Source organism: Staphylococcus sp. FSL K6-0223 (genome assembly GCF_038008285.1).
Genome location: NZ_JBBOYX010000003.1, coordinates 300,784 through 314,004, shown reverse-complemented (window position 1 = coordinate 314,004; position 13,221 = coordinate 300,784). Strand labels below are relative to the sequence as shown.

General features: G+C 35.2%; 23 protein-coding genes. 22 read left to right on the top strand and 1 reads right to left on the bottom strand.

The features are described 5' to 3' along the window. Positions 1-57: 57 nt before the first annotated feature. Positions 58-2,193: a DNA topoisomerase III gene (locus MHI13_RS18835; protein ID WP_064210207.1), complete on the top strand. Its 2,136-nt coding sequence runs from the start codon at positions 58-60 to the stop codon at positions 2,191-2,193. 111 nt (positions 2,194-2,304) lie between these two features. Continuing rightward, positions 2,305-3,639 carry an NCS2 family permease gene (locus MHI13_RS18830; RefSeq protein WP_002432350.1) on the top strand — a complete coding sequence of 445 codons (1,335 nt, stop codon included), beginning with the start codon at positions 2,305-2,307 and terminating at the stop codon, positions 3,637-3,639. A 55-nt stretch (positions 3,640-3,694) separates the two neighbouring features. On the opposite strand, the gene MHI13_RS18825 is transcribed toward MHI13_RS18830, so the two are convergent. After that, complete coding sequence (locus tag MHI13_RS18825) at positions 3,695-4,102, bottom strand: hypothetical protein (RefSeq protein ID WP_064210208.1); 408 nt, start codon at positions 4,100-4,102, stop codon at positions 3,695-3,697. Between the two features lie 353 nt (positions 4,103-4,455). On the opposite strand from MHI13_RS18825, the gene rpsJ reads away from it, so the two are divergent. The 20 genes from rpsJ to rpmD all read left to right on the top strand — a co-directional run bounded on the left by rpsJ (position 4,456) and on the right by rpmD (position 13,209). Then, complete coding sequence (gene rpsJ / locus MHI13_RS18820; RefSeq protein ID WP_001118667.1) at positions 4,456-4,764, top strand: 30S ribosomal protein S10; 309 nt, start codon at positions 4,456-4,458, stop codon at positions 4,762-4,764. A 27-nt stretch (positions 4,765-4,791) separates the two neighbouring features. After that, complete coding sequence (gene rplC / locus MHI13_RS18815; RefSeq protein ID WP_002453788.1) at positions 4,792-5,454, top strand: 50S ribosomal protein L3; 663 nt, start codon at positions 4,792-4,794, stop codon at positions 5,452-5,454. A gap of 29 nt (positions 5,455-5,483) precedes the next feature. Continuing rightward, complete coding sequence (gene rplD, locus MHI13_RS18810; RefSeq protein ID WP_002432772.1) at positions 5,484-6,107, top strand: 50S ribosomal protein L4; 624 nt, start codon at positions 5,484-5,486, stop codon at positions 6,105-6,107. Then, positions 6,107-6,382, top strand: coding sequence for a 50S ribosomal protein L23 (gene rplW / locus MHI13_RS18805; protein WP_002432715.1), 276 nt, complete (start codon positions 6,107-6,109; stop codon positions 6,380-6,382). The genes rplD and rplW overlap by 1 nt, the downstream gene beginning before the upstream one ends. 31 nt (positions 6,383-6,413) lie before the next feature. Continuing rightward, positions 6,414-7,247, top strand: coding sequence for a 50S ribosomal protein L2 (gene rplB, locus MHI13_RS18800; protein ID WP_002432890.1), 834 nt, complete (start codon positions 6,414-6,416; stop codon positions 7,245-7,247). 67 nt (positions 7,248-7,314) lie between these two features. Next, complete coding sequence (gene rpsS / locus MHI13_RS18795) at positions 7,315-7,593, top strand: 30S ribosomal protein S19 (RefSeq protein WP_001829710.1); 279 nt, start codon at positions 7,315-7,317, stop codon at positions 7,591-7,593. A 27-nt stretch (positions 7,594-7,620) separates the two neighbouring features. Further along, entirely contained in the window at positions 7,621-7,974 is a 354-nt protein-coding gene (rplV, locus tag MHI13_RS18790) for a 50S ribosomal protein L22 (protein WP_002432623.1), read from the top strand. 23 nt (positions 7,975-7,997) lie between these two features. Next, complete coding sequence (gene rpsC, locus MHI13_RS18785) at positions 7,998-8,651, top strand: 30S ribosomal protein S3 (RefSeq protein ID WP_002432339.1); 654 nt, start codon at positions 7,998-8,000, stop codon at positions 8,649-8,651. 2 nt (positions 8,652-8,653) lie between these two features. After that, positions 8,654-9,088, top strand: a complete 435-nt coding sequence (gene rplP, locus MHI13_RS18780; protein WP_002432945.1) for a 50S ribosomal protein L16 — start codon at positions 8,654-8,656, stop codon at positions 9,086-9,088. Further along, complete coding sequence (gene rpmC, locus MHI13_RS18775; RefSeq protein ID WP_000644737.1) at positions 9,078-9,287, top strand: 50S ribosomal protein L29; 210 nt, start codon at positions 9,078-9,080, stop codon at positions 9,285-9,287. The genes rplP and rpmC overlap by 11 nt, the downstream gene beginning before the upstream one ends. A 24-nt stretch (positions 9,288-9,311) precedes the next feature. Then, positions 9,312-9,575, top strand: a complete 264-nt coding sequence (rpsQ, locus tag MHI13_RS18770) for a 30S ribosomal protein S17 (RefSeq protein ID WP_002432741.1) — start codon at positions 9,312-9,314, stop codon at positions 9,573-9,575. Between the two features lie 30 nt (positions 9,576-9,605). Next, positions 9,606-9,974, top strand: coding sequence for a 50S ribosomal protein L14 (gene rplN, locus MHI13_RS18765; protein ID WP_002432661.1), 369 nt, complete (start codon positions 9,606-9,608; stop codon positions 9,972-9,974). Positions 9,975-10,014: 40 nt separating this feature from the next. Next, entirely contained in the window at positions 10,015-10,332 is a 318-nt protein-coding gene (gene rplX / locus MHI13_RS18760) for a 50S ribosomal protein L24 (protein ID WP_064210209.1), read from the top strand. Between the two features lie 25 nt (positions 10,333-10,357). Next, on the top strand, positions 10,358-10,897 hold the full coding sequence (gene rplE, locus MHI13_RS18755; RefSeq protein ID WP_002432757.1) for a 50S ribosomal protein L5: 540 nt from the start codon (positions 10,358-10,360) through the stop codon (positions 10,895-10,897). Positions 10,898-10,920: 23 nt separating this feature from the next. Next, on the top strand, positions 10,921-11,106 hold the full coding sequence (locus MHI13_RS18750) for a type Z 30S ribosomal protein S14 (protein WP_001829713.1): 186 nt from the start codon (positions 10,921-10,923) through the stop codon (positions 11,104-11,106). 31 nt (positions 11,107-11,137) lie between these two features. After that, positions 11,138-11,536 (top strand): 30S ribosomal protein S8, encoded by a 399-nt coding sequence (rpsH, locus tag MHI13_RS18745; protein ID WP_002432853.1) that lies wholly within the window; start codon positions 11,138-11,140, stop codon positions 11,534-11,536. 25 nt (positions 11,537-11,561) lie between these two features. Further along, positions 11,562-12,098 (top strand): 50S ribosomal protein L6, encoded by a 537-nt coding sequence (gene rplF, locus MHI13_RS18740; RefSeq protein WP_064210210.1) that lies wholly within the window; start codon positions 11,562-11,564, stop codon positions 12,096-12,098. A 31-nt stretch (positions 12,099-12,129) separates the two neighbouring features. Then, complete coding sequence (gene rplR / locus MHI13_RS18735) at positions 12,130-12,492, top strand: 50S ribosomal protein L18 (protein ID WP_002432656.1); 363 nt, start codon at positions 12,130-12,132, stop codon at positions 12,490-12,492. 20 nt (positions 12,493-12,512) lie between these two features. Further along, positions 12,513-13,013, top strand: a complete 501-nt coding sequence (rpsE, locus tag MHI13_RS18730) for a 30S ribosomal protein S5 (protein WP_002453785.1) — start codon at positions 12,513-12,515, stop codon at positions 13,011-13,013. A 16-nt stretch (positions 13,014-13,029) separates the two neighbouring features. Further along, positions 13,030-13,209: a 50S ribosomal protein L30 gene (rpmD, locus tag MHI13_RS18725; RefSeq protein WP_002432330.1), complete on the top strand. Its 180-nt coding sequence runs from the start codon at positions 13,030-13,032 to the stop codon at positions 13,207-13,209. The last annotated feature ends 12 nt before the right edge of the window (positions 13,210-13,221 follow it).

Here is a 13,221-nt window from a genome sequence, read left to right as displayed (position 1 = left end):
ATTATTATTGTAAAAATTAAGCTAACGTCAAATTCATTTTCAGAAAGGGAAGTTATCATGAAATCCTTAATATTAGCTGAAAAGCCTTCGGTAGCTCGAGATATAGCTGAGGCATTAAATATCAAGCAGAAAAAGAATGGATATATTGAGAATGAAAAATATATCGTGACTTGGGCATTAGGCCATTTAGTCACAAATGCAACACCAGAACAATATGATGTTTCATATAAAGAATGGAAACTTGAGGATTTACCTATTATACCTAAACATATGAAGACTATTGTTATTGGTAAAACGAGTAAGCAATTTAAAACTGTTAAATCATTAATAATGGATAAAAAGGTGAACAACATCATTATAGCAACTGATGCGGGGCGAGAAGGGGAACTTGTCGCAAGGCTCATACTTGATAAAGTTGGCAACAAGAAACCAATTCAACGGTTATGGATTAGTTCGGTAACTAAGAAGGCCATTCAGAATGGATTTAAACATTTAAAAGATGGACGTGCTTATCATAGTCTTTATCAGGCAGCATTAGCGAGGAGTGAAGCGGATTGGATTGTAGGTATTAATGCCACACGTGCGCTGACAACAAAGTATGATGCACAATTATCACTAGGACGTGTTCAAACACCAACTATACAATTAGTGCAATCTAGACAGGAAGAAATCAATCATTTCCAACCTGAGAAGTACTATACATTATCAATTAGGGTAGATGGGTACGACTTTCAATTAGATTCAAATAAACGATATAAAAATAAAGAAGATTTAGAAGCAATTGCACAACAAGTAAAAAACCAAGAAGGCAAAATATTAGATATAAAAACTAAGCATAAGAAAATGTACCCACAAATGTTATATAATTTAACGGATTTACAACAAGACGCGTATCGACGTTTTAAAATGGGACCGAAGGACACGTTAAATACATTACAAAACTTATATGAAAGACATAAAATTGTGACGTATCCACGTACTGACTCTAATTATTTAACGAATGATATGGTGGATACGATTAAGGAACGTTTACAAGCCTTACTCGCTACTGAATATAAAGCCCATGTGCGAGAACTTATGAGTCAGTCATTTTCACCTAAAATGAATATATTTAATGATGGAAAAGTATCAGATCACCATGCCATTATACCTACGGAAGTAAGACCATCACTTGATCAACTCAGTCAACGAGAATTAAAAATTTATACAATTATTGTTCAAAGATTTTTAGAAACTTTAATGAAACCTTACGAATATGAAAATGTTGTGATTAACTTTGGTATAAAAGATTTAATTTTTACATTGAAAGAAAACATTCCTAAACAATTAGGTTTTAAGGCACTTAAAGAAGAGGAATTACGTCAAACATCATCACATCGATTTACTAAAAATCTTAAGTTCAAAGTTCAAAAAGTGAATATTCATGAACATGAAACGAAAGCACCTGATTATTTTAATGAAGGTTCTCTATTAAAAGCGATGGAAAATCCACAAAATTATATTAATTTTAGTAATAAAAAGTATGCTCAAACTCTTAAACAAACTGGAGGAATAGGGACAGTTGCAACTCGTGCAGACATTATTGATAAGCTTTTTAATATGAATGCACTTGAATCAAGAGATGGTAAAATCAAAGTTACATCTAAAGGTAAACAAATTTTAGAGTTATCGCCTGATCAATTAACATCACCTCTTTTAACTGCTCAGTGGGAAGAAAAGTTGATTCTTATTGAACAAGGGAAATATAACTCTCAGAAATTCATGAACGAAATGAAAGACTTCACTAAACAAATTGTAGACAAAATTAAAAATAATGAACAAAAATATAAACATGATAATTTAACTACGACCGAATGTCCTACATGTGGTAAATTCATGATCAAAGTAAAAACTAAAAATGGTCAAATGCTTGTATGCCAAGATCCTTCTTGTAAAACTAAGAAAAATGTTCAACGTAAAACGAATGCGCGTTGTCCTAATTGTAAGAAGAAAATGACTTTATTTGGAAGAGGGAAAGAGGCAGTATACAGATGTGTTTGTGGTCATTCTGAAACACAAGCTCAAATGAATAAGCGTATGAAAGAGAAAACTAACGGTAAAGTTTCACGTAAAGAAATGAAGAAATATATGAATAATACAGAAGAGATAGATAATAATCCATTTAAAGACGCTTTAAAAAATTTAAAACTTTAAAAAATAGCGAACGAAAAAATATAAATATAACCAAAGGTTCGTTTTTGGTATTGTTTTTTGTGAATTTAGGTATTAAAATATTAAAGTATTTCAAATAAAGGAGCATTTACCGTGAAAAAATACTTTCAGTTCGATAAGCATGGAACAAATTATAGAAATGAAATTTTAGGTGGTATCACGACGTTTTTATCTATGGCTTATATCCTTGCCGTAAATCCTCAAGTTTTAAGTTTGGCTGGGGTAAAAGGTGTTTCTAGCGATATGAAAATGGACCAAGGGGCAATTTTTGTTGCCACTGCATTAGCTGCTTTCGTTGGTTCTTTATTTATGGGACTTATCGCTAAATATCCAATAGCCTTAGCGCCAGGAATGGGATTAAATGCTTTCTTCGCATTTACTGTTGTGCTCACTATGGGAATTCCATGGAAGGTAGGTTTAACCGGCGTACTTTTCTCTGGGGTGTTCTTTGCTATCTTAACTGCCACAGGATTAAGGGAAATCATTATTAATGCTATACCTTATCAGATGAAAATGGCTGTTTCAGCAGGTATAGGATTGTTTATCACCTTTGTAGGACTTCAAAGTTCTGGAATCATTATTAAAAATGATTCAACACTTGTTACACTTGGTCACTTAACTAAAGCGCCAGTATTATTAGCGATATTTGGAATTATAATTACTGTTATTTTATACGCTAAAAAAGTACCAGGTTCTATATTTATAGGGATGATTATTACAGCGATTGTAGGTATGATTACAGGTCAAATCCATACTCCATCAGGAATTGTAGGTCATATTCCTAGTATTAAACCAACTTTTGGTGTAGCGTTTGAATCATTTAAAGATCCTGGTCAATTATTCACAGTTCAATTTTTAATCGTCATTTTAACATTTTTATTCATTGACTTCTTTGATACGGCAGGTACACTTGTAGCTGTTGCAACACAAGCTGGTATCATGAAAGATAATAAATTACCTAGAGCAGGAAGAGCGCTTTTCTCAGATTCACTTGCTACGATTGTGGGAGCAATTTTTGGTACAACAACTACTACTTCATACATAGAATCTACATCAGGTGTAGCGGTAGGTGCCCGTACAGGTTTTGCTAGTATTGTAACTGGTATTTGTTTCTTACTTGCACTATTCTTCAGTCCACTTATCGAAGTGGTTACAAGTGCTGTGACTACGCCTGCTTTAGTAGTTGTAGGTGTGTTAATGGCTTCTAACTTTGCTGAAATCAATTGGAAGCGATTTGAAGTTGCGGTTCCTGCATTTATTACCATTATTATGATGCCTTTATCATATTCAATTGCTACAGGTATTGCGTGTGGATTTATATTCTATCCACTTACAATGGTTATCACCAAAAGACATAAAGAAGTACATCCTATTATGTATGTACTCATGGCATTATTTATACTTTACTTTGTGTTTGTTCATAAATAATAAAAAAGGTCGACCCATATATGGGCCGACCTTTTTCTACTATTATAAGTGATATTTATCTATGAATTTCTTCTTTTTCTCTATTATCGTTCTTATATTGAGTGTAGATAACTCGAGCATCTTTATTTGGTAGATAAGTTGGAGCAGATAAAACAATGAATACAAAAAATATCATTAAGAAGAATAAAATCCAATGTACTACCATACCAACTACTGGGATAAATGCAATAAATGATCCTACGATACCTAAAATCGGTATAATAACCATTGGTTTAATAGAATTTTGAGTATCTACAAATAAAATAATTGTAATAATAAGATAGAGAAATGCATTAAGTAATAATGGTTGCCAACCAAAACTTAAAATGACACTACCACCTAAAAAAGGAATCCCATAGAAAAATTCACAAACGATAAGGAAAACCCCTAAAATTGCTAAAGTCATTTTAACTCCGTTTTTCATCTAATCACTCCTATTCTCTTCCTATTATATTAAAGCTAACATTATAAATATATTAATATGTTTCCGTTTAGGAAATGAACTAAAATAAAAGTAAAAAATTTCAATAAAACGGTTGAACAAGCTCTTTATTTCAAGTACAATAATCAAGTATGTGTTAGACAGATATATAGAAAGTTACTGAAAAACCTTGATTTATCGGTGTTTTTCATGTAACATATCTAATGTTGGACTTTATGAAAAGCGATGAAGCGAAAGGTTACTGACACACCCGGCCGCTTTGCCATGGCGTTGTGTGAGATAGTTTTCGTGGAGAAGTCTATCACTTAAATGTAGACGAACAAGGAGGGAAAATTATGGCAAAACAAAAAATCAGAATCAGATTAAAAGCTTATGATCATCGTGTGATTGATCAATCAGCAGAGAAAATTGTTGAAACTGCAAAACGTTCTGGTGCAGATGTTTCTGGACCAATTCCGTTACCAACTGAAAAATCAGTTTATACAATCATTCGTGCCGTGCATAAGTACAAAGATTCTCGTGAACAATTCGAACAACGTACTCACAAACGTTTAATCGATATTGTTAACCCAACACCTAAAACAGTTGATGCTCTTATGGGCTTAAACTTACCTTCAGGTGTAGACATCGAAATTAAATTATAATAGAAATTTTTAGGAGGTGGACTTTCGATGACCAAAGGAATCTTAGGAAGAAAAATCGGGATGACACAAGTTTTCGGTGAAAACGGTGAATTAATCCCAGTAACAGTAGTAGAAGCAAGCCAAAACGTTGTATTACAAAAGAAAACTGAAGAAGTTGACGGTTACAACGCAATCCAAGTTGGATTTGAAGACAAACAAGCATATAAAAAAGGTTCTAAATCTAATAAATATGCAAATAAGCCAGCTGAAGGTCACGCTAAAAAAGCTGACACAGCACCTAAGCGCTTCATTCGTGAATTCCGCAACGTTAACGTTGACGAATACGAAGTAGGTCAAGAAGTCTCAGTTGATACATTTGAAACTGGTGACATCATTGATGTTACAGGTGTTTCAAAAGGTAAAGGTTTCCAAGGTGCTATCAAACGTCATGGTCAAGCACGTGGACCAATGGGTCACGGTTCTCATTTCCACAGAGCGCCAGGTTCTGTAGGTATGGCTTCAGACGCTTCAAGAGTATTTAAAGGACAAAAAATGCCAGGTCGCATGGGTGGAAACACTGTAACTGTTCAAAACTTAGAAGTCGTTCAAGTAGACACTGACAATAGCGTAATTTTAGTTAAAGGTAACGTACCTGGACCTAAAAAAGGCTTAGTAGAAATCACAACTTCAATTAAAAAAGGTAATAAATAATTCAAGAAGCGAAAGGAGGAAATTGCATAATGGCTAATTATGATGTTTTAAAAGTAGACGGATCTAAATCTGGTTCAGTTGAATTAAGCGATTCAGTATTCGCTATTGAACCTAATAATAGCGTTCTTTTCGAAGCTATTAACTTACAACGTGCGTCATTACGCCAAGGTACACACGCTGTTAAAAATCGTTCAGCTGTACGTGGTGGCGGACGTAAACCATGGAGACAAAAAGGAACAGGTCGTGCACGTCAAGGTACAATCCGTGCTCCACAATGGCGCGGTGGTGGTATCGTATTCGGACCAACTCCAAGAAGTTATTCATACAAAATGCCTAAGAAAATGCGTCGTTTAGCTTTACGTTCTGCATTATCTTTCAAAGTTCAAGAAAATGGATTTACAGTTGTTGATTCTTTCGGTTTTGACGCTCCAAAAACAAAAGAATTCAAAAATGTTTTATCTACTCTTGAACAACCAAAAAAAGTTTTAGTTGTTACTGAAGACGAAGATGTAAATGTTGAATTATCAGCACGCAACATCCCTGGAGTACAAGTTTCAACTGCACAAGGATTAAACGTTTTAGATATTACAAGCGCTGACAGTGTAGTAATCACTGAAGCTGCTGCTAAAAAAGTTGAGGAGGTGCTCGGATAATGGAAGCAAGAGATATTCTTAAGCGCCCCGTAATCACTGAGAAATCTTCAGAAGCTATGGCAGAAGATAAATATACTTTCGACGTTGATACTCGTGTTAATAAAACACAAGTCAAAATTGCTGTAGAAGAAATCTTCGATGTAAAAGTTGAAAGTGTTAATATCATGAACTATAAACCTAAGAAAAAACGTATGGGCCGTTATCAAGGCTATACAAATAAAAGAAGAAAAGCGATTGTTAAATTAAAAGAAGGTTCAATCGACTTATTTAACTAAAAATAAATTACCAATAAGGAGGTAAGCGACAATGGCTCTTAAAAAATATAAGCCAATAACAAATGGTCGTCGTAATATGACTACTTTGGATTTCGCAGAAATCACAAAGACAACACCTGAAAAGTCATTATTACAACCGCTACCGAAAAGAGCGGGACGTAACAACCAAGGTAAATTGACTGTTCGCCATCATGGTGGAGGACATAAACGTCAATACCGTGTTATCGATTTCAAACGTAATAAAGATGGAATCACTGCTAAAGTAGATTCAATTCAATATGATCCAAACCGTTCAGCAAACATTGCTTTATTAGTATATGCTGATGGTGAAAAACGCTATATCATCGCACCTAAAGGATTACAAGTAGGTCAAACTGTTGAAAGTGGTTCAGAAGCTGATATTAAAGTAGGTAATGCTTTACCACTACAAGACATTCCAGTTGGTACTGTAATTCATAACATTGAGTTAAAACCAGGAAAAGGTGGACAACTTGCTCGTTCAGCTGGTGCTAGCTCACAAGTATTAGGTAAAGAAGGTAAATATGTATTAATCAGATTAAGATCTGGTGAAGTACGTATGATCTTATCTACTTGCCGTGCTACTATCGGTCAAGTTGGTAACTTACAACATGAACTTGTTAACGTTGGTAAAGCTGGACGTTCTAGATGGAAAGGCGTTCGCCCAACAGTTCGTGGTTCTGTTATGAACCCTAACGATCACCCACACGGTGGTGGTGAAGGTCGTGCACCAATCGGTAGACCATCTCCAATGTCACCATGGGGTAAACCAACTCTTGGTAAGAAAACACGTCGTGGTAAAAAATCATCAGACAAACTTATCGTTCGTGGACGTAAGAGAAAATAATAATAACAACTTATTTGGGTGTGCGGCTTAAAAGCTGCACGCACACAATAAGAAGGGAGGCGCCCAAATGGCTCGTAGTATTAAAAAAGGACCTTTCGTCGATGATCACTTAATGAAAAAAGTAGAAGCACAAGACGGAAGTGAAAAAAAACAAGTAATTAAAACATGGTCTCGTCGTTCTACAATTTTCCCTAACTTCATCGGTCATACTTTTGCAGTATACGATGGACGTAAACATGTACCTGTATATGTAACAGAAGATATGGTAGGTCACAAATTAGGTGAATTTGCTCCTACTCGTACATTTAAAGGACATGCTGCAGACGACAAGAAAACTAGAAGATAATTTTAATAAGTAGAGGAGGAAATCCTAATGGAAGCAAAAGCGGTTGCTAGAACAATAAGAATCGCACCTCGTAAAGTAAGATTAGTTCTTGACTTAATCAGAGGTAAAAATGCTGCTGAAGCTATTGCTATTTTAAAATTAACTAACAAAGCTTCATCACCAGTAATCGAAAAAGTATTAATGTCCGCTTTAGCAAATGCAGAGCATAACTATGACATGAACACTGATGAATTAGTTATCAAAGAGGCATATGCAAATGAAGGACCAACTTTAAAACGTTTCCGCCCACGTGCACAAGGTCGTGCAAGTGCAATTAATAAACGTACAAGCCACATTACAATCGTCGTAAGTGACGGTAAAGAAGAAGCTAAAGAAGCTTAATAACTTTCTAAGGAGGGAATACTGTGGGTCAAAAAATTAATCCAATCGGACTTCGTGTCGGAGTTATCCGTGACTGGGAAGCGAAATGGTATGCTGAAAAAGACTTCGCTTCATTATTACACGAAGATTTAAAAATCCGTAAATTTATTGATAAAGAACTTAAAGAAGCATCAGTTTCTCATGTAGACATTGAACGTGCTGCTAACCGTATCAACATTGCTATTCACACTGGTAAACCAGGTATGGTAATTGGTAAAGGCGGTTCAGAAATTGAAAAACTTCGTAATAAATTAAACGCTTTAACAGATAAAAAAGTACACATTAACGTAATTGAAATCAAAAAAGTTGATATTGATGCTCGTTTAGTAGCTGAAAATATCGCACGTCAATTAGAAAATCGTGCTTCATTCCGTCGTGTACAAAAACAAGCTATCACAAGAGCTATGAAACTTGGTGCTAAAGGTATCAAAACTCAAGTATCAGGTCGTTTAGGCGGAGCTGACATCGCTCGTGCTGAACAATATTCAGAAGGAACTGTTCCACTTCATACTTTACGTGCTGACATCGATTACGCACACGCTGAAGCCGACACTACTTATGGTAAATTAGGCGTTAAAGTATGGATTTATCGTGGAGAAGTTCTTCCTACTAAGAACACTAGTGAAGGAGGAAAATAATAATGTTACTACCAAAACGTGTAAAATATCGTCGTCAACATCGTCCAAAAACAACTGGTCGTTCTAAAGGCGGTAACTACGTAACATTTGGTGAGTATGGTTTACAAGCAACTACAACGTCTTGGATCACATCTCGTCAAATCGAATCTGCTCGTATTGCAATGACACGTTACATGAAACGTGGCGGGAAAGTTTGGATTAAAATCTTCCCTCATACACCGTATACTAAAAAACCTTTAGAAGTACGTATGGGTGCCGGTAAAGGTGCGGTTGAAGGCTGGATTGCAGTCGTTAAACCTGGTAGAATCTTATTCGAAGTAGCTGGTGTATCTGAAGAAGTTGCACGTGAAGCATTACGTTTAGCAAGTCACAAACTTCCAGTAAAAACTAAGTTTGTAAAACGTGAAGAATTGGGTGGTGAAACAAATGAAAGCTAAGGAAATTAGAGACTTAACCACTTCAGAAATCGAAGAACAAATCAAATCTTCAAAAGAAGAGCTTTTTAACCTACGCTTTCAGTTAGCTACAGGTCAATTAGAAGAAACTGCACGTATTCGCACAGTAAGAAAAACGATTGCACGTCTAAAAACTGTTGCTCGTGAAAGAGAAATTGAACAAAGTAAGGCTAATCAATAATAATTGAAAGAGGAGGTTACGAAAGTGAGCGAAAGAAACGATCGTAAAGTTTATGTAGGTAGAGTTGTTTCAGACAAAATGGACAAAACTATTACAGTTCTTGTAGAAACTTACAAAACTCACAAATTATACGGTAAACGAGTAAAATACTCTAAAAAATACAAAACTCATGATGAAAACAATTCAGCTAAATTAGGAGACATTGTTAAAATTCAAGAAACTCGTCCTTTATCAGCAACAAAACGTTTTCGTTTAGTAGAAATTGTTGAAGAGTCAGTAATTATTTAATCAAGATTAGAGATAAGGGAGGTTTAACGAATGATCCAACAAGAAACACGTTTAAAAGTAGCAGACAACTCTGGTGCTCGTGAAGTTCTTACAATTAAAGTATTAGGTGGATCTGGTCGCAAAACAGCGAATATCGGTGATATCATCGTATGTACTGTTAAAAATGCAACACCAGGTGGCGTTGTTAAAAAAGGCGACGTTGTAAAAGCTGTTGTAGTTCGTACTAAATCAGGTGTTCGCCGTAACGACGGTTCATATATCAAATTTGATGAAAATGCATGTGTTATCATCCGTGATGACAAAGGCCCACGTGGTACTCGTATCTTTGGTCCTGTTGCTCGTGAACTACGTGAAGGTAACTTCATGAAAATCGTATCATTAGCACCAGAAGTACTATAATACAAAAATTACCAATCATACTATTTAAGGAGGTGCCCACATGCATATCAAAAAAGGTGACAACGTAAAAGTTATCGCAGGTAAAGACAAAGGTAAAGAAGGTAAAGTTGTAGCGACTGAACCTAAAAAAGACCGTGTCGTTGTGGATGGTGTTAACGTAATTAAAAAACACCAAAAACCAACTCAATTAAATCCTGAAGGTGGAATCTTAGAAACAGAGGCAGCAATCCATGTTTCTAACGTACAATTATTAGACCCTAAAACAAACGAACCTACAAGAGTAGGATACAAAATTGTTGATGGTAAAAAAGTTCGCGTCGCTAAAAAATCAGGCGAAGAAATTAAATCTAATAATTAATAACTAGTTGAAAGGAGGATCCACTTTGAACCGTTTAAAAGAAAAGTATAACTCTGAAGTTACTGAGAACTTAGTTAAAAAATTCAACTATAGTTCAGTAATGGAAGTACCTAAAATCGAAAAAATCGTAGTGAACATGGGTGTAGGTGACGCAGTTCAAAACTCTAAAGTATTAGACAATGCTGTAGAAGAGTTAGAATTAATTACTGGTCAAAAACCATTAGTAACTAAAGCAAAAAAATCAGTTGCAACATTCCGTTTACGTGAAGGTATGCCAATCGGTGCTAAAGTAACACTTCGCGGTGAAAGAATGTATGAATTCTTAGATAAACTTATTGCAGTATCATTACCTCGTGTACGTGACTTCCAAGGCGTTTCTAAAACAGCTTTTGATGGACGCGGTAACTACACTTTAGGTGTTAAAGAACAATTAATTTTCCCTGAAATTGATTATGATAAAGTAAGTAAAGTTAGAGGAATGGATATTGTTATCGTAACAACTGCTAATACTGACGAGGAAGCTCGTGAGTTATTATCAAACTTCGGTATGCCATTTCGTAAATAATCTCTAAAAAGGAGGCTAATTAAGTGGCTAAAACTTCAATGGTTGCTAAGCAACAAAAAAAACAAAAATTCGCTGTACGTGAATATACTCGTTGTGAACGCTGTGGTCGTCCACATTCTGTATATCGTAAATTTAAATTATGCCGTATTTGTTTCCGTGAATTAGCTTACAAAGGCCAAATTCCTGGCGTACGTAAAGCTAGCTGGTAATAATTAAGAGTCTGAAAGGAGGCAACAATCAATGACAATGACAGATCCAATCGCAGATATGCTTACTCGTGTTAGAAATGCAAACATGGTTCGTCACGAGAAGTTAGAATTACCTGCATCTAATATTAAAAAAGAAATCGCTGAAATCTTAAAAAATGAAGGTTTCATTAAAAACGTTGAATACGTAGAAGACGATAAACAAGGTGTTATTCGTTTATTCTTAAAATATGGTCAAAACAATGAACGTGTTATCACAGGATTAAAACGTATCTCTAAACCAGGTTTACGTGTATATGCTAAAGCTAACGAAGTACCTAAAGTATTAAACGGTTTAGGTATTGCATTAGTCTCAACTTCTGAAGGTGTTATCACTGATAAAGAAGCTAGAAAACGTAACGTAGGTGGAGAAATTATCGCGTACGTTTGGTAATTAATTAATAAGGAGGTGCCATAACATGAGTCGTGTTGGTAAGAAAATTATTAACATTCCTAGTGACGTAACAGTAACTTTTGATAATAATCATGTAACTGTTAAAGGTCCAAAGGGTGAATTAGAAAGAACTTTAAATGAAAGAATGACATTCAAACAAGAAGAAAACACAATCGAAGTTGTAAGACCTTCTGATTCTAAAGAAGATAGAACAGACCATGGTACAACTCGTGCTTTATTAAATAATATGGTACTAGGTGTTTCTCAAGGTTTCGAAAAATCACTTGAACTTGTTGGTGTTGGTTACCGTGCGCAAATGCAAGGTAATGACTTAGTACTAAATGTTGGTTATTCTCACCCAGTTGAAATTAAAGCTGAAGACGGTATTACTTTTGTTGTTGAGAAAAACACAACTGTTAAAGTATCTGGTGTTTCTAAAGAACAAGTTGGTGCGATTGCATCTAACATCCGTTCAGTAAGACCTCCAGAACCTTATAAAGGTAAAGGTATTCGTTACCAAGGTGAATATGTTCGCCGTAAAGAAGGTAAAACTGGTAAATAATAGATAACACTCTAAAGAAAGGAGTATTGAAATGATCAGTAAAATTGATAAAAATAAAGTACGTTTGAAAAGACATGCTCGTGTTCGTACTAAATTATCAGGTACAGCTGAAAAGCCACGTTTAAATGTGTATCGTTCAAACAAACACATCTATGCTCAAATTATTGATGATGTTAAAGGCGAAACTTTAGCTCAAGCTTCATCACAAGATAAAGACATTGCAAACGAATCTGCGTCTAAAGTTGATTTATCAACTAAAGTAGGTCAAACAATTGCTAAAAAAGCAAACGATAAAGGTATTAAAGAAATCGTATTCGACCGTGGAGGATATTTATATCACGGACGTGTTAAAGCATTAGCAGACGCTGCTAGAGAAAGCGGATTAGAATTTTAATTTAAAGGAGGGACACATTCATGGCTCGTAGAGAAGAAGAAACTAAAGAATTTGAAGAACGCGTTGTTACGATAAACCGTGTTGCTAAAGTAGTAAAAGGTGGTCGTCGTTTCCGTTTCACTGCATTAGTGGTTGTAGGTGATAAAAATGGTCGTGTAGGTTTCGGTACTGGTAAAGCTCAAGAGGTACCTGAAGCTATCAAAAAAGCTGTAGAAGCAGCTAAAAAAGATTTAGTAGTTGTTCCACGTGTTGAAGGTACAACTCCTCACACTATTACTGGTCGCTATGGTTCAGGTAGCGTATTAATGAAACCAGCTGCACCTGGTACTGGGGTAATCGCTGGTGGACCTGTTCGTGCCGTATTAGAGTTAGCTGGAATCACTGATATCTTAAGTAAATCATTAGGTTCAAATACTCCAATTAATATGGTTCGTGCGACAATCAATGGTTTACAAAACTTAAAAAATGCAGAAGATGTTGCTAAATTACGTGGCAAATCTGTAGAAGAATTATACAATTAAGGAGGGAAAATAAGTTATGGCTAAATTACAAATTACCCTCACTCGTAGTGTTATTGGTCGTCCTGAAACACAACGTAAAACTGTTGAAGCATTAGGTCTTAAAAAAACTAATAGTTCAGTAGTTGTTGAAGATAACCCTGCTATCCGTGGGCAAATCAACAAAGTTAAACATTTATTAACAATTGAAGAAAAATAATTAAGGAGGTGC